Annotated in this window: 1 protein-coding gene; it reads right to left on the bottom strand. The window is 74.1% G+C overall.

The window, feature by feature from the left end; all coding sequences use genetic code 11:
- Positions 1 to 2: 2 nt before the first annotated feature.
- The gene (locus ACQPYE_RS17630; protein WP_498722422.1) at positions 3 to 18,584 is read right to left on the bottom strand and encodes an SDR family NAD(P)-dependent oxidoreductase; all 18,582 of its coding nucleotides are present in this window, start codon (positions 18,582 to 18,584) and stop codon (positions 3 to 5) included.
- Positions 18,585 to 18,611 lie beyond the last annotated feature (27 nt).

The raw sequence follows: 18,611 nt of genomic DNA, 5'->3' as shown, positions 1-18,611 counted from the left end.
TGTCAGGAGTCCGAGTGGTCCAGCGCGAGCTGGATGAGCCGGTCCGCGTCCATCTCGTCGATGGAGTCCGGATCCACGTCGTCGGGGTCGTCGTCCGGTCGTCGGTGGCCGGCCAGGTCGAGCAGGGTGTCCAGCAAGCCGGCCTCGCGCAGCCGGTCCAGCGGGATGGCGGCGATGGCGCGGTGCAACCGGGCCTCCTCGCCGTCCGGGAGGTCGTCGGGCAGCAGGTCGGCGAGCAACCGGGCGGCCAGGGCGGTCGCCGTGGGGTGGTCGAACACGACCGTCGCGGGCAGCGCCAGCCCGGTGGCGCGGCCGAGCCGGTCGCGCAGCTCCACCGCGCTCAGGGAGTCGAAACCCAGGTCGCGGAAGGAACGCCCGGCCGGCACCGCGTCGGACGAGCCGTGCCCGAGCACCTCGGCGGCCAGGCCGCGCACCAGCCGCACCAGGTGCGGCTGCCGTTCGGCGGCGGGCAGCGCGGTGAGCCGGTCGGCGAGCGCCGTCCCGGGCCCTTCGGCGGGCTCGTCCTGCGCCGGGACCAGGCCGACCAGCAGCGGGCTGGGGCGGCCGGTGGTGAACGTGGCCGAGAACCTCGCCCAGTCCACGTCGGCGACCACGACGGCACCGCGGGCGGTGGCGTTCGCGGCCAGCGCGGCGAGCGCGTCGGCCGCCGGCATGGGCCGCAGGCCGCGGCGGGCCAGGTCCGCTCCGGCGTCACCGCCGGCCATGCCCGCGCCGGCCCAGGGTCCCCAGGCGATCGACACGGCGGGCAGCCCGTTCGCGCGACGCCGCTCGGCCAGCGCGTCGAGCTCGGCGTTCGCGGCGGCGTAGGCGGCCTGGCCGCCGCTGCCCCACACCCCCGAGACCGACGAGAACAGCACGAAGGCGTCGAGGTCACGGCCCCTGGTCACCTGGTCGAGCACGTGAGCCCCCTCCACCTTGGCGCGGCGCAGTTCGTCGAAGTGCGCCGGGTCGGCGTCCAGCAGCGGCAGGCGTGCGGCCGATCCCGCGGTGTGCACGACGGCGTCCGGCGGGTAGCGGTCGACCAGGTCCGCCATCGCGGACCGGTCGGCGACGTCCACCGCCACCACGACGACCTCGACCCCGGCACCGACCAGCTCGTCGCGCAGGGCGACCGCACCGGGTGCGTCCGGACCGCGTCGGCCGGTCAGCACCAGTCGCCGGGCGCCGGCGGTCGCGGCCCAGCGGGCGACCTGCGCGCCGAGGGCGCCGGTGCCGCCGGTGACCAGCACGGTTCCCCTCGGCTGCCACACCGCGCCCTGGCCGGCGGTCCGGACCAGGCGACGGGCGAACACCCCGGACGCCCGGACCGCGACCTGGTCCTCACCGCACGCGAGGACCGAGGCGGGCAGTTCGTCGGTGTCGGCGGACAGGTCGACCAGCCCGCCCCACACGTCGGGGTGCTCCAGCGCGGCGGCACGGCCCGCGCCCCACACCGCGGCGCCCGCCGGGCCGGGTCGTTCGGTCGCGTCCACCGCGACAGCGCCGCTGGTCAGCACCCAGACCTTCGTGGTGGCGTCGACGGCGCGGTGCGCCCGCAGCAGGTCCGCGACGGCGGCCGGGTGGTCCACGACGGCCAGCACCGCGGTCCGACCGTCCGCGTCGGCCTTGGCCAGCTCGTCGGACAGCGCGCGGTGCCCGACCGGGTCCACCACGCGTGCGCCGCGCGCCGCCAGGGCTGCGGCCGCCCGGTGCCTGCCGAGGACGACCACGTGCCCGAGGTCCGCCGGACCGGCGGGCAGGTCCACGGGCAGCCAGGTGATCCCGTGCCGCCAGTCGTCCCGCCGCGCGGTCGGGGTGGCGTCGAGCCAGTAGCGGGTGTGCTGGAACGCGTAGGTGGGCAGTTCGACGGTCCGCGCACCGGCGTAGAACGCGTGCCAGTCCACCGAGCCGCCACCGGCGTGGACCGCGCCGAGAGCCGTGACGGCGGTCGTCGCCTCGTCCCGGTCCGCCCGCAGGGTCGCGACGCAGTCCAGGTCCGCGGCGGTCCTGACCACGGCGGTCAGCACGCCGTCCGGCCCGATCTCCACGCACCGCGCCACACCCTGCAACCGGGCAATGGCATCCGCGAACCGCACCGTCTGCCGAACATTCCGAACCCAGTACTCCGGGTCCGTGATCGCCCCTTCATCCACTGTGGACACGAAGGTCACCTGAGGCTCGACGAAGGTCACCGACTCCACCACAGCCCGGAAGTCGTCCGACATGGCGTCCATGCGCGCCGAGTGGAACGCGTGGCTCACGGTGAGCCGCTTGGTCTTGCGCCCTTGAGAAGCGAACTCCGCCGCCAACGCGAGCACCGGCTCCTCGTCGCCGGACAGCACCACCGAACGCGGACCGTTCACCGCCGCCAACGACACACCCTGGGACAGCGAAAGCTCATCCTCGGACGCTTCCACGGCGACCATCGCCCCACCGGTGGGCAGCGCTTGCATCAACGCACCACGCGCCACCACCACACGGCACGCGTCCTCCAACGAGAACACACCCGCGACGTGGGCAGCGGCGACTTCACCGATCGAGTGGCCGACCACCACATCGGGCGTCACACCCCACGACGCGAACAACCGCGACAGCGCGACTTCAACCGCGAACAACCCCGGCTGGGCGAACTCCGTCTCGTCAATCCGCACGTCATCGGAGGACAAGACCTCCCGCACCTCCGCCGGGAAGTACGACAACACCTCAGCCCACGCCTCGGCGAACACCGGGAACACCTCGGCCAGCCCACGACCCATGCCCACCCGCTGCGAACCCTGACCCGTGAACAGGAACGCCGTCCGGCCGGTGGTCGCTTCGCCGACCGGGCCACCGTCGGCCACCCGGCGCAGCGCCGTGACCAGCGCGTCGCGGTCCGGCGCGGTCACCACGACCCGGTGCTCCAAGGCGGCCCTGGTGGTGGCCAGGGAGAACCCGGCGTCCACCAGGTCCGGGGTTTCGGCGGCGAAGGCGGCGAGCCGGGCGGCCTGGTCGCGAACCGCGCCCTCGGTGCGACCGGACACCGGCCACGCCAGGACCGGCGCCTCGGCGGTGCTCGGCGGGACGGCGGGGACCGGGGCTTGCTCCAGGACCACGTGCGCGTTGGTGCCGCTGATGCCGAACGACGACACGCCCGCCCGACGCGGCCGGTCCACTTCCGGCCAGGGGGTCGTCTCCGCGAGCAGCCGCACCTCTCCCTGCGTCCAGTCGACGTGCGGTGACGGCTCGTCCACGTGCAACGTGCGCGGCGCGGTCCCGTACCGCATCGCCTGCACCATCTTGATCACACCAGCAACACCCGCAGCAGCCTGCGTATGCCCGATGTTCGACTTCACCGACCCCAACAACAACGGCACCTCGCGCTCCTGACCATAAGTAGCCAGCAACGCCTGCGCCTCAATCGGATCACCCAGGGTCGTACCCGTACCGTGCGCCTCCACCACATCCACATCGGACGGCCGCAGACCCGCGACGGACAGGGCCGCCATGATCACCCTCTGCTGCGAAGGGCCGTTCGGGGCGGTGAGGCCGTTGGACGCGCCATCGGAGTTGATCGCGGAGCCGCGCACCACGGCCAGCACGGGGTGCCCGAGCCGCTGCGCCTCGGACAGCCGTTCCAGCACCAGCAGCCCGGCGCCCTCGCCGAACCCGGTGCCGTCGGCGGCGGCGGCGAACGACTTGCACCGCCCGTCCGACGCGAGCCCGCGCTGCCGCGAGAACTCCTCGAACACCTGCGGGGTGGACAGCACGGTCGCGCCGCCCGCCAGGGCCAGGTCGCACTCCCCCGCGCGCAGCGCCTGCGCGGCCAGGTGCAGCGCGACCAGCGACGACGAGCACGCGGTGTCCACGGTGACCGTCGGCCCCTCCAGGCCGAAGGCGTAGGCCAAGCGGCCGGACACGACGCTGGGGGAACTGCCGGTGGCGAGGTACCCGGCGAGGTCCTCCGGCACCTCGGTCAGCCTGGAGGCGTAGTCGGAGTACATCACGCCGGCGAACACACCGGTGCGGCTGCCGCGCAGCGACCGGGGGTCCATCCCGGCCCGTTCGAACGCCTCCCACGCGATCTCCAGCAGGACGCGCTGCTGCGGGTCCATCGCCAGCGCCTCGCGGGGGCTGATGCCGAACAGCTCGGCGTCAAACCCGGTTCCGTCCTGCAGGAAGCCGCCGACCTGCGAGTAGTCGCCGCGCACCCGCCAACCCCGGTCTGCGGGGAAACCGGACAGCGCGTCGGTGCCGTCCGCCACGAGCCGCCAGAGCTGCTCGGGGTCGTCGACCCCGCCGGGGTAGCGGCAGGACATGGCGACGATGGCGATCGGCTCGGACGAGTGGACCGGCGCGGGAGCGGGCGCCGGGCCGGTGAGCCCGGTGGCCAGCAGGTCCGCCAGCGCACGCGGGGTCGGGTGGTCGAAGACCAGGGTCGCGGGCAGCCGCAGCCCGGTGGCCGCGGCGAGCCGGTTGCGCAGCTCCACCGCCGTCAGCGAGTCGAACCCCAGGTCCTTGAACGCGCGGTCGTCGTCCACCGCGTCGGCCGAGGCGTGGCCGAGGACGGCGGCGACGTGCTGCCGGACGAGGTCGAGCAGTTCGCGTCCGTCGGACGGGGCGGACGGGGCGGCGGGGACGCGGGGCGGCGGAGGCGGGACCAAACCCCGCAGCAGCGGGTGCACGCCCTCCGACAGCGCCGACGCGCGGATCACGGGCAGGTCCAGCCCCACAGGCGCCAGCAGGGGTTCGTCACCGGCCAGCGCGCGGTCGAACAGGTCGAGGGCGACGTCGGTGGGCACCGGCCGCACCCCGGACCTGGCGAGCCTGCGCCGGTCGCGGTCGGCGAGGTGGCCGGTCATCCCGCTGGCCGACTCCCACAGGCCCCAGGCCAGCGACAGGCCGGGCAGCCCGGCCGCGTGCCGGCGCGCGACCAGCGCGTCCAGCGCGGAGTTGGCGGCGGCGTAGGCGCCCTGCCCCGCGTTGCCGAACAGGCCCGCCGCGGCGGAGAACACCACGAACGCCGACAGGTCGTGATCGCGGGTCAGCTCGTCCAGGTGCCGCGCGGCCTCGACCTTCGGCGCCCACACGGCCCTGATGCGCTCGGGGGTGAGGGCGGTGACCACACCATCGTCCAGGACGCCCGCCGCGTGCACGACGGCCGTCACCGGGTGCTCGCGGAGCAGCCGCGCCACCGCGTCGCGGTCGGCCACGTCGCAGGCGAGCACGTGCGCTGTGGCGCCGTGCCCGGCCAGCTCGGCGGCCAGCGCACCGGCACCCGGCGCCGCCGGACCCCGACGACTGGTGAGCACCAGTTCACGCACGCCGTGCGCGGTCACCAGGTGCCGGGCCAGCGCGGCGCCGAGCGTCCCGGTCCCACCGGTGATCAGCACGCGGTCCCGCGCGGAGAACACCTGCCGTGCCCCGTTTTCGGGGTGAACCGCCAGGCGGGGCAGCTCGACCGCGCCGTCACGGACCCGCACCCACGGCTCGTCGGCCGCGAGCGCCTGTCCCAACACCTCGGTGTCGAGCGCGTCGAAGGCTCCCGCGTCCACGACCGAGACGCGGCCCGGGTGCTCGGCGGCGGCGGACCGGGCGAGGCCCGCCACGGCGGCGCCGGCCTCGGTGGTCGCGTCGACCAGCAGGACCAGGCGCGTGTCGGTGGCGAGCCGGTCGGCCAGCAGCCCGGCCACGCGGGCGACCGCGTCGTCCTCGTCGGGGCACCGCACCACGGCGGTCGCGCCGCTGATCGCCTCACCGAGGTCGGCGGTGGTGAAGGAGCGCACCGGTGTGCGACGCGGCGCCGGCACCCAGTCGAGCCGGAACAGCGGATCCGGGGCGGCCACCGGCAGCACACCCAGCGGGCGCAGGGCCAGCGACTCCGCGGCGAGCACCGGCGTGCCGTCCTCGCCGACGGCCAGCACGCTGAAGGCGTGGTCCCCAGCGGGCGCCAGCCGCACCCGGAGCCGGTCGGCGCCCGTCGCGCGCAGGGTCACCCGCTGCCACGAGAACGGCAGCCACGCATCCTCCCCGGCGGGGACGAACGCGCCGAGGCCCGCCGCGTGCAGCGCGGCGTCGAGCAGCGCGGGGTGCAGGCCGAAGGCGTCCGCCTCGACGGGGAGCCTGGCTTCGGCGAACACCTCGTCGCCGCGCCGCCACACCCGGCGCAGCCCTCGGAACGCCGGCCCGTACACCAGGCCGGCGCGGACCAGGTCGTCGTGCAGCGAGTCCAGCGGCAGTTCTTCGGCGTCCACCGGCGGCCAGACCGCGAGGTCGTGGGTCACGGTGTCGGCCCGGTCATCGAGAGAACCGGTCGCGTGGAGGGTCCACGGCGTGCCGTCCGCGACGTCCGCCGCACGGGAGTGGACCTGCAGGGAGCCGTGTTCGTCAACGGAGACCTGGACGTGCACCGCGCCGTGCTCGGGCAGCACCAGCGGCGTGTTGAACGTCAGTTCGGCCAGCGCCGGGGCGCGCACCTTCCCGGCGGCGTGCAGCGCGATGTCGAGCAGCGCCGTGCCGGGCACGACGACCCGGCCGGACACGACGTGGTCCGCCAGCCACGGGTGGGTGTCCAGCGCCAGCCGGCCGGTGAGCAACGCCCCCCGGTCACCGGCGAGGACCGCGACCGCCCCGAGCATCGGGTGGTCCGGCGCGGTGAGCCCGGCTGCCGTGACGTCACCGGAGACCGGCTTCGGCGAGGGCCAGTGACGGGTCGATTGGAAGGCGTAGGTGGGCAGGTCGATCCGCCGACCGCCGGGGATCACATCCGGCCACCTCGGGGCGACACCGCGCACGACGGTCTCGCCCAGGGACAGCAGCATCCGGTTCAGCCCGCCGTCGTCACGGCGCAGGGAGCCGACCGCGATCACGTCCTCGGCCTGCTCCTGCACCGCCATCGTCAGCAACGGGTGCGGCGAACACTCCACGAACACACCGAAACCGTTGCCCACCAGACTTTCCACCGCGTCCGCGAAGCCGACCGTCGAACGCAGGTTGCGGAACCAGTAGTCCGCATCCAACGCCGACCCGTCCTCCACCTCACCGGTCAGAGTGGAGTACAGCGGCACCTCACCCGCGCGAGGCGCGATAGGTGCCAGCACCTGCGCCAACTCCTCGCGCAACTCCTCCACCTGCGCGGAGTGCGACGCGTAGTCCACCGCGATCCGCTTCGCCCGAACACCGTCAGCCTCACAAGCCGCGACCAGGTCGTCCAACGCGTCCGGCTCACCCGACACGACAACAGCCGACGGACCGTTCACCGCAGCGACCGAGATCCGCTCACCGAACGGCGCGATCAACCCACGCACCTCGGACTCGGAAGCGGCGATCGACACCATGCCGCCCCGGCCAGCCAGACGACGCAACACCCGAGACCGCAACGCCACCACCCGCGCCGCATCCTCAAGCGAAAGCGCACCCGACACACACGCCGCCGCGATCTCACCCTGCGAGTGACCCACCACAGCAGCCGGCTCGACACCCCACGAACGCCACAACGCGGCAAGAGACATCATCACCGCGAACAACACCGGCTGCACCACATCAACCCGCTCCAACGCGAGCGGATCACTGAGAGCATCCCGCAAAGACCAGTCACAGAACGGAGCCAACGCCGCAGCACACTCGTTCAACCGCTCCGCGAACACCGGCGACTGATCCGCCAACTCCAACGCCATACCAACCCACTGCGAACCCTGACCGGGGAACACGAACACCACCCGACCAGCGTCCGAAACCGTCCCCCGCACCAACGCCGGATGCTCCACACCTTCGGCCAACGCACGCAGACCGGCGGTCAGCTCCCCCTGGTCCGTGCCGACCACGACGGCGCGGTGTTCGAACGCCGCACGGGTGGTGGCCAGCGAGAACGCCACGTCCGCCGGGTCGTGCCCGTCCACCGACGACAGGAGCCGGTCCGCTTGGTCGCGCAGCGCGGCGGCGGATCGGCCGGACAGCACCCACGGCAGCGCCGACCGGGTAACGGACCGCGACACGGGCTCCTCGCCGGGCGGCTCCTCCAGCACGACGTGCGCGTTGGTGCCGCTCATCCCGAACGACGACACACCGGCGCGTCGAGGCCGGTCGCCCTCGGGCCACGGCCGGTCGTCGGTGAGCAGCCGGATGTCGCCCGCGGACCAGTCGACGTGCGAGGAGGGCCGGTCCACGTGCAGGGTGCGCGGCAGCAGGCCGTGCCGCATGGCCAGCACGACCTTCATCACCCCGGCCACGCCGGCGGCGGCCTGGGTGTGGCCGAGGTTGGACTTGGCCGAGCCCAGCCACAGCGGCCGGCGGGGGTCGCGGTCGGCCCCGTAGGTCTCCAGCAGGGCCTGGGCCTCGATGGGGTCGCCCAGCACGGTGCCCGTCCCGTGCGCCTCCACCACGTCCACGTCGGCCGGCGACAGGCGGGCGTTGGCCAGTGCCTGTTGGATGACACGGCGTTGCGAAGGGCCGTTGGGCGCGGTGAGCCCGTTGGACGCGCCGTCCTGGTTGGTAGCGCTGCCGCGCACCACGGCGAGCACGCGATGACCGCGTCGGCGCGCGTCGGACAGCCGCTCCACGACCAGCACCCCGGCGCCCTCCGACCAGCCGGTGCCGTCGGCGGCGTCGGAGAACGCCTTGCAGCGGCCGTCCGGGGACAGGCCGCCCTGCCGGGAGAACTCCACGAACGTGCCGGGGGTGGGCATGACCGTCACACCACCCGCGAGGGCGAGGTCGCACTCGCCGGATCGGAGCGCCTGCGCGGCCAGGTGCAGCGCCACCAACGACGACGAGCACGCCGTGTCCACCGACACGGCCGGGCCCTCCAACCCGAGGGTGTAGGCGACGCGGCCGGACACCACGCTGATCGCGTTGCCGGTCAGGACGTGCCCGCCGACGTCCTCGGTGGCCTGGCGGAGCAGTGACACGTAGTCCTGGCTGCTGACGCCGACGAACACGCCGCCCGCGCTGCCGCGCAGCCGGTGCGGGTCGACGCCCGCGTGTTCCAGGGCCTCCCAGGACACCTGGAGGAGCAGTCGCTGCTGCGGGTCCATCGCCAGGGCCTCACGCGGGCTGACGCCGAAGAAGTCCGCGTCGAAGGCCGCCGCGTCGAGGAACCCGCCGGCTCGGGCCGTGGACTCGGCGCTCAGCGCCTCGGTGTCCCAGCCGCGGTCGGCGGGGAACGGTCCGATCACGTCGCGGCCCTCGGTGAACGCCTCCCACAGCTGCTCGGGGCTGTCGAGGCCGCCGGGGAACCGGCAGGCCATGCCCACGATCGCGATGGGTTCGTCGGTGGTCGTCGCGGCCACGGCCGCGTGGTCGGCCGCACGTCCGGCGAGGTCCTCGTCCAGCTTGCGGGCCAGGTCGCGGGGCGTCGGGTGGTCGAACACCACGGCCGCCGGGAGCTTGAGCCCCGTGGCGGTGTTCAGCGCGTCGCGGACCTCCACAGCGGTGAGGGAGTCCACGCCGAGGTCGCGGAAGGCCCGGTCGGCGGGCACGGCGGTGACACCGTCGTGGCCGAGGACGGCGGCGGTGCGGGCGCGGACCAGGTCGACCAGGGCGGCGAGCCGGTCGGTGTCGGGCAGCGCGAGCAGGTCGCGGGCCAGGTCGGTACGCGCGGTGTCGGTGGTGGCCGGCGGGGCGACGCGGTCGAGCAGCGGACTGCGGCGGCGGGCGGTGAAGGTGGCCGTGAACCGGGACCAGTCCACGTCCGCCACCACCAGCAGCGGGTGCGCGGTCCGGGTCAACGCCGCCAGCACGCGTTCCGGCTGGAGCGAGCGCAACCCGAGCACGGCCAGGTCCTCGCCGACCCGACCCGCGCCCATGCCGTCGCCCGCCCACGGTCCCCACGCGATGGACGTACCAGGCAGACCCGACGCGCGACGGTTCTGCACGATCGCGTCCAACTCCGCATTCGCGGCGGCATAGGCCACCTGACCACCACTACCCCACACCCCCGCGATCGAGGAGAACACCACGAACGCGTCCAACCCACGCCCACGCGTCACCTCGTCCAACAACCGCGCACCAACCACCTTCGCCCGCGCAGCCTCAGCCAGGTCCGCAGGCGTGACATCGAGCAGCCGCCCAGTGGAGGAGACACCCGCGGTGTGCACCACCGCATCCGGCTCCCACTCCGCGACCAACGCCGCCACCGCGTCACGGTCAGCGACATCAGCGGCCACCACGTGCACCTCGACACCGGCCAGCTCAGCGACCAGCTCCGCCACGCCCGGCGCGTCCGGACCACGCCTGCCGACCAGCACCAACCGCTCCGCGCCCCGCTCGGCGGCCCAGCGCGCGACGTGCGACCCCAGCGCCCCCGTGCCGCCGGTGATCAGCACCGTGCCGCGAGGCGTCCAGTCCTCCGGTGCGACGGGCGCGGGGGTGAGCCTGCGTACCCACGCACCAGAGCCGCGAACGGCGACCTGGTCTTCGGTCCCGCCCAGGACGCCGGGGAGCCGGTCCACCGCGCGTGCACCGGACAGGTCGACCAGCCCTCCCCACAGCTCGGGGTGCTCCAGCGCCACCACCCGACCCGCGCCCCACACCGCCGCCTGCCCGGGGTCGACCGGGGCATCGGGATGCACGGCCACCGCGTCGCGGGTGACGACCCACAGCGGCGTCCGGACGTCGTCGGCGACCAGGCGGCGGACCGTGGAGACCAGTTCGGCCGTGGTCGGGGTGACCAGCAGCAACCCGTCCGCATCGGCCAGGTGGGAACCGATCTCCTCCGGGCGGGCACCCCTGTCGATCAGGTCGGCGGTCAGGTCGGTGTCGTCGGCGCCGGACAGGAGGACCCAGTCCCCACGCAGGGTTTTCGCCACGTCTGCCGTCAGCGGTGCCCAGTCGACCTGGTAGCAGACCTCGTCCAGGGGCGATGCCGGTCGGCCGGGGGCTTCGCCCGCGTCCAGCCAGTAGCGGGTGCGCTGGAAGGCGTACGTGGGCAGCGCGACGGGGCGTGCACCGGGGAAGACCGCCGCCCAGTCCACCACGCCACCGGTGGCGTGCACGGCACCGAGGGCCGTGACGACGGCCGTCGCCTCGTCCCGATCAGCGCGCAGTGCCGGAGAGCACGGGAGGTCGCCGGTCAGCCCGGTCAGCACGGCGTCGGGCCCGATCTCCACACACCGCGCCACATCTTGCAACCGGTCAATGGCATCCGCGAACCGGACCGTCTGACGCACATTCCGAACCCAGTACTCCGGATCCGCAACCGAACCATCATCCACAGTGGACACGAAGGTCATCTGAGGCTCGGCGAACGACACCGACGCCGCAACGGCTCGGAACTCTTCCAGCATCACGTCCATCCGCGCCGAGTGGAACGCGTGACTCACCATGAGCCGCTTCGTCCGACGACCCCGCGCCGCGAACTCCGCCGCCAACGCCAGCACCGGCTCCTCATCACCGGACAACACCACCGAACGCGGACCATTCACCGCCGCCAACGACACACCCCCGGACAAGGTGACCTCGTCCTCGGCCGCCTCCACGGCCACCATCGCCCCACCAGTGGGCAACGCCTGCATCAACGCACCACGCGCCACCACCAGACGACAAGCGTCCGCAAGCGAGAACACACCCGCGATATGAGCAGCCGCGATCTCACCGACAGAGTGGCCGACCACCACATCCGGGATGACGCCCCACGACGCGAACAGCCGTGACAACGCGACCTCGACCGCGAACAGGCCCGGCTGGGCGAAAGCGGTCTCGTCGATCCGCGCATCCTCGGACGACAGGACTTCCCGCACCTCCGCCGGGAAGTGCGAGAGCACCTCGTCCCACGCCTCGGCGAACACCGGGAACACCTCGGCCAACCCACGACCCATGCCGACCCGCTGCGAACCCTGACCCGTGAACAGGAACGCCGTCCCGCCGTGCACCGCGACTGTCCCACCGCCCTCCACCGCCAACGCGCGCAGTCCGGCCACCAGCTCGTCGTGGCTCCGACCGACGACGGCCGCGCGGTGCGGCAGTGCCGCCCGCGTCGTGGCCAACGCCAAGCCGATGTCGGCGGTGTTGCCCTCCGGGACGTCCGCGAGCCGGGCGGCTTGGGCCTTCAACGCGGTCTCGGACTGCCCGGACAGCACCCAAGCGACAGGTCCGGGGGTCTCGGGACGGCCGGCCGCCGGAGGGCTGTCGGGAGCCTGTTCCAGCACGACGTGCGCGTTGGTGCCGCTGACCCCGAACGACGACACAGCCGTCCGGCGAGGGCGGTCCACCTCCGGCCACGGGCGCGCTTCAGTGAGCAGGTCCACCGCCCCGGCGGCCCAGTCGACGTGTGGCGACGGCTCGTCCACGTGCAACGTGCGCGGCGCGGTCCCATACCGCATCGCCTGCACCATCTTGATCACACCAGCAACACCGGCCGCAGCTTGTGTGTGCCCGATGTTCGACTTCACCGACCCCAACCACAGCGGGGTTTCCCGGTCCTGACCATAAGTGGCCAGCAACGCCTGCGCCTCGATCGGGTCACCCAGGGTGGTGCCAGTGCCGTGCGCCTCGACCACATCCACATCGGACGGCCGCAGACCCGCGTTCGCCAACGCCTGCCGGATCACCCGCTCCTGCGACGGACCGTTCGGCGCTGTGAGTCCGTTCGATGCTCCGTCCTGGTTCACCGCACTGCCTCGTAGCACCGCCAGCACCGGATGCCCGTTGCGACGCGCGTCCGACAACCGCTCCACCAACAGCACGCCGACACCCTCGGCGAAGCCCGTCCCGTCGGCCGCCGCCGCGAACGACTTGCAGCGCCCGTCCGGCGCCAGCCCCCGCTGCCGCGAGAACTCCACGAACAGGCCCGGCGTCGACATCACCGTCACACCACCGGCCAACGCCAGATCACACTCACCCGAACGCAACGCCTGAGCCGCCAGGTGCAACGCCACCAACGACGACGAACACGCCGTGTCAACCGTGATCGCCGGACCCTCCAACCCGAAGGTGTAGGCGACGCGGCCGGACACGACGCTGCCGGAACCACCGGTGCCGAGGAAGCCCTCCAGATCGGCGGGGACGTGGCGCAGACGGGTGGCGTGGTCGTGGTACATCACGCCCGCGAACACGCCGGTGCGGGTGCCGCGCAGCCCGTGCGGGTCGACCCCCGCGCGTTCGAAGGTCTCCCAGGCGGTCTCCAGCAACAACCGCTGCTGCGGATCCATCGCCAACGCCTCACGCGGCGAGATCCCGAACAGCTCCGCGTCGAACTCCGCCGCGTCGTGCAGGAACGCGCCTTCCCGGGTGGAGAACGTGCCGGGGCGCTCGTTCGTCGGGTCGAACCCGCCGAGCAGGTCCCAGCCCCGGTCGGTGGGGAACCCGGAGGTGGCGTCGCCGCCGGAGGCCACCAGCTCCCAGAGGTCTTCCGGCGACCGGACCCCGCCGGGGTAGCGGCAGGCCATCGCGACGATCGCGATCGGCTCGTCGGGCGGGGCGGCGGACGAGGCCCGGGTCTGGTGGCTGCCTCCGCTCGGGGACAACCTCGTCAGGAGGAGGTCGGCGAGCGCGAGCGGGGTCGGGTGGTCGAACACGACGGTGGCGGGCAGTCGCTCGCCGGTGGCGGCGGCCAGCCGGTTGCGCAGTTCCACGGCGGTCAGCGAGTCGAAGCCGAGGTCCTTGAAGGCGCGGTCGGGCTCGACCGCTTCGGCGGAGGTGTGGCCGAGGACGGCGGCGACCTGGGCGCGCACGATCCGCAGCAGGGCTTCGCGGCGCTGCGCGGGTGGCAAGGCGGTCGGGTCGGAGTCGGCCGTCTGGTCGGTGACGGCCGCGCGGCGCGGCATGGGACGCACCAGTGCGCGCAGCAGGGGGTGCACCCGATCCGCGGCGCGGACCGCCGCGAGGTCGAGGTCGATGGGCACGAGCAACGGCTCGTCCGAGGTGATCGCCGCGTCGAACAGGGCGAGACCCCGTTCGTCGGTCAGCGGGCGCACTCCGGCCCGGCTCATCCGCGTGAGGTCCTGCTCGCCCAGGTGGCCGGTCATCCCACTGGCGCGGTCCCACAAACCCCACGCCAACGACAACGCGGGCAGCCCTTCCGTGCGACGACGGACGCACAACGCGTCCACCGCAGCGTTCGCCGCCGCATAAGCACCCTGACCAGCATTCCCGAACAACCCCGCCGCAGCCGAGAACACCACGAACGCGGTCAGATCCAACCCACGCGTCAACTCGTCCAACACCAACGCCGCACCCAGCTTCGGCGCCATCACGCCGGCGACGCGCTCAGCCGTCAACGACGTCACCACGCCGTCGTCCAGCACACCGGCGGCGTGGACGACAGCGGTCACCGGATGCGCCGCCAACAGCTTCGCCACCGCCACACGATCCGAGACATCACACGCCACCACCTCGACCCGCGCATCCAACCCCGCGAACCCAGGCACCTCCCCACCACGACGACCCACCAACACCAAATCCCGCACACCATGCACCGCCACCAGATGCCGCGCCAGCACGACACCGAGAGTCCCGGTACCACCGGTGATCAACACCCGCGAACCCGCCGGGAACGCCGGGGTCTCCCGGTTCCCCCCGGTGTGCCGGACCAGCCGGGGCGCGGTGACGACACCGTCGCGCACCCGCACCCACGGTTCACCACCCACCGGCACGGCGGCGGTCCCGTCGACGACGGCGAACCGGCCGGGGTGCTCGGACCCGGCGGACCGCAGCAGGCCCGCCACCGCCGCGCACGTCGGGTCGTCGCCGTCGAGCAGTGCGACCAGCCGGACGTCGGGCGAGGTCTGCTCGGACAGCGTGTGCCGCACCAGGCTGAGCGCGGTGTCGAGGGCGTCCGTGCCCGGTGCGACCTGCCAGACCACGTCGCCCGACGCGGCCGAGGACAGTGCGCCGGACATGTCGGGCGCGTCGAACGGGCCCGCCGCGGGCGAGGTCTCGCCGCTGTCCGCGGGCACCCAGTCCAGCCGGAACAGCCCGCCCGGCCGCGTGGCGACCGGGAGCTGCGCGGCGAGCGGGCGGAAGGCCAGCGCGCCCACCGACAGCACGGGGCCGCCCGTGGCGTCGGCGGCGGTCACCGACACGGCGTCCGTCCCCGCCGGTGCCAGCCGCACCCGCAGGGCGTCGGCGCCCGCGGCGTGGCGGGTGACGTGCTGCCAGGAGAACGGCAGCCACCCGGTGTCGGGGTCGCCGACGAACGCGCCGAACCCGGTGGCGTGCAGGGCGGCGTCGAGCAGGGCGGGGTGCACCGCGAAGCCGTCGACGTCACCGCGCAGGGTGTCGTCCAGGGCCGCTTCGGCGAACACCTCGTCATCGCGCCGCCACACGCGGCGCAGGCCGCCGAACGCGGGTCCGTAGACCACGCCCCGGTCCGCGAGGTCCGCGTGGAGGTCCCCGATCGGAACCTCTCGCGCGCCCGGAGGCGGCCACTGGGTGAGGTCGATCCCCTGGTCGGCGCGCAAGGCTCCCAGCGCGCCGGTGGCGTGCCGGGTCCACGGCTCGTCGTCGGTCGCGGTGTCGGGGCGGGAGTGGACCGCGACCGGCCGGGCGCCGGCGGCGTCGGGCGCGCCGACCGACACCTGCAGGTGCGCGCCGCCCTGCTCGGGCAGCACGAGCGGCGCTTCCAGGGTCAGGTCGAGCACCGCCGGGGCGTCCACCTGGTCGGCGGCGCGCAGGGCCAGGTCCAGCAGGGCCGTTCCGGGCACCACGACCCGGCCGTCGACCACGTGGTCGGCCAGCCACGGGTGGGTGCCGGTCGACACGCGGCCGGTCAGCAGCGCCCCGTCGCCGGTGGCGAGGACGACGCCCGCGCCCAGCATCGCGTGCCCGGTGCCGGTGAGGCCCAGCGCGGCCGGGTCGCCGCTCGCGGTCGCGTCACCGCTCGGCCAGAACCGCCGGCGTTGCAGGGCGTAGGTGGGCAGGTCGACCCGGTCCGCCTCGGGCAGCAGCGCCGGGAGGTCGAGTGGGACGCCGCGGACGTGCAGGCGGGCGGTGGCGCGGAGCAGTTCGAGCGGCCCGTCCTCGTCGCGGCGCAGCGTGCCGGTGACCAGCACGTCGGCGTCGCCCGCGGTCTCCTCCAGGCCGACGGTGAGCACGGGGTGCGGGCTGACCTCCACGAAGGTGTCGACACCTTCGTCCAGCAGGGCTCGCACGGCGTCGTGGAAGGCCACCGTGCCGCGCAGGTTGTCGAACCAGTAACCCGCGTCGAAGCCGGAGCCGTCCTCGACGCGTCCGGTCAGCGCCGAGCAGATCGGCACGGCGCCCCGGCGCGGCCGGATCGGCGCCAGCACCTCGGCCAGCTCCTCGCGCAACTCCTCCACCTGCGCCGAGTGCGACGCGTAGTCCACCGCGATCCGCTTCGCCCGAACACCCTCGGCATCGCAGATCGCAACGAACTCGTCCAGCGCGCCAGGCTCACCCGACACCACGACCGCTGACGGCCCGTTCACAGCGGCGACCGAGATCCGCTCACCGAACCGCTCGATCCGGGCCCGGACGTCCGCCTCGGCCGCCGCGATCGACACCATCCCGCCACGACCGGCCAAGCGGCGCAACACCCGTGAACGCAACGCCACCACCCGCGCCGCGTCCTCCAACGACAGTGCACCGGACACGCAGGCCGCCGCGATCTCACCCTGCGAGTGACCGACCACGGCAACCGGTCGCAGCCCCCTTGAGCGCCACGTCTCGGCCAGCGACACCATCACCGCGAACAAAACGGGCTGCACCACCTCGACGCGGTCCAGCCCCGGCGCGCCCGGCGCGGAGCGCAGCACGTCCCGCACGTCGAAGTCGCAGTGCCGGGCCAGCGCGGCGGCGCACTCGGCCAGCCGCCCGGCGAACACCTCGTCGGTGTCGAGCAGGTCGACCGCCATGCCGGCCCACTGCGCACCCTGGCCGGGGAAGACCAGCGCCACCCGGCGGTCCTCGGCGGCCACGCCGCGCCCCCCGAGCGCGGGCTCCGCGCCCGCCGCCACCTCGGTCAGCCCGGACAGGAGGTCGTCGAGGGTGCGGCCGACCAGCGCCGCGCGGTGGCCGAAGGCGGTGCGGGTGGTCGCCAGGGACCGCGCGAGCGCGGCGGCTGACAGCTCCGGGCGCCGGCGCACGAACGCGGCCAGCGCGGACGCCTGGTCGCGCAACGCCTCCCGGCCCCGACCGGACACCGCCCACAGCAGCGGCGCCGCGACCTCCGACGCCTGCTCGGCAGCACCCGCCACCTGCTCGACAGCAGCACTCGGCACCCGCCCAGCGACGGCACCCGACATCTGCTCGGCAGCGGCTCCGGGCGCGCTCTCCAGGACGACGTGGGCATTGGTGCCGCTCATCCCGAACGCGGACACCGCGATGCGCGCGGGCCGTCCGGTCTCGGGGAACGCGGTGTTCCCGGCCGCCAGCGCCACCCCACCCGCCGACCAGTCCACGTGCGGGGTGGGGGTGTCGGCGTGCAGGGTGCGCGGCAGCGTGCCGTGGCGCAGGGCGAGGACGGCCTTGACCACGCCCGCGACACCGGCGGCGGCCTGGGTGTGGCCGATGTTCGACTTGAGCGAGCCGAGCAGCAGCGGCCGGTCCTGCGGCCTGCCGCGCCCGTAGGTGGCCAGCAGCGCCTGGGCCTCGATCGGGTCGCCGAGGGTGGTGCCGGTGCCGTGCGCCTCCACCGCGTCCACGTCGGCGGGTTCCAGGCCGGCATCGGCCAGGGCGTCCCGGATCACCTGCTGCTGGGCCGGGCCGTTGGGCGCGGTGAGGCCGCTGCTGGCGCCGTCGGAGTTGACCGCGCTGCCGCGCAGCACGGCCAGCACGGGTCGGCCCTGCGCCACCGCGTCGGACAACCGCTGCACGACGAGCACCCCGACGCCCTCGGACCAGCCGGTGCCGTCGGCGCCCGCGCCGAACGCCTTGCAGCGCCCGTCCGGGGACAGGCCGCGCTGCCGGGAGAACTCCACGAACACGCCGGGGGTCGGCATGACGGTGGCGCCGCCGACGAGGGCCGCGTCGCACTCGCCGCGGCGCAGGGCGCGCATCGCCAGGTGCAGCGCGACCAGCGACGACGAGCACGCGGTGTCCACCGTGACGGCGGGTCCGCGCAGGCCGAAGGTGAACGCCAGCCGACCGGACGCGACGCTGATCGCGGTGCCGGTGAGCCCGTGGCCCTCCACACCGTCCCGGTCGCCGAGCAGTGAGCCGTAACCCTGGTTGCTGGTGCCGACGAACACGCCGGTGCGGGTGCCGTGCACCGCGTCGCGGGTCAGCCCGGCGCGCTCCAGCGCCTCGTGCGCGGTCTCCAGCAGCAGCCGCTGCTGCGGGTCCATCGCCAACGCCTCGCGCGGGCTGATGCCGAACAGGTCGGCGTCGAACCCGGCGACGTCGTCGAGGAACCCGCCGCCCGCCGCGTAGAACGTGCCGGGGTGGTCGGGGTCGGGGTGGTAGAGCGCGGCCAGGTCCCAGCCGCGGTCGGCGGGCAGCGGCCCGATGGCGTCACGGCCCTGCGACAGCAGGTCCCACAGCGCCTCGGGCGAGTCGACGCCGCCGGGCAGCCTGCACCCGATGCCGACGATCGCGACGGGTTCCCGGTCGCGGTCCTCGGCCTCCTGGACACGCCGCTTGGCCGTGCGCAGCTCACCGGTCATCCACTTGAGGTGGTCCAGCAGCTTCTGCTCGTTGCCGGAGCGCTCGGTCACCTAGCACCGCCCTCGATCTCGCCGTGT

It is taken from the genome of Actinosynnema sp. CA-299493 (genome assembly GCF_050946825.1).
Taxonomy (GTDB): Bacteria; Actinomycetota; Actinomycetes; order Mycobacteriales; family Pseudonocardiaceae; genus Actinosynnema.
Note: the sequence above shows the minus strand (reverse complement) of the source record. Positions and strands in the feature narration are given on the sequence as shown.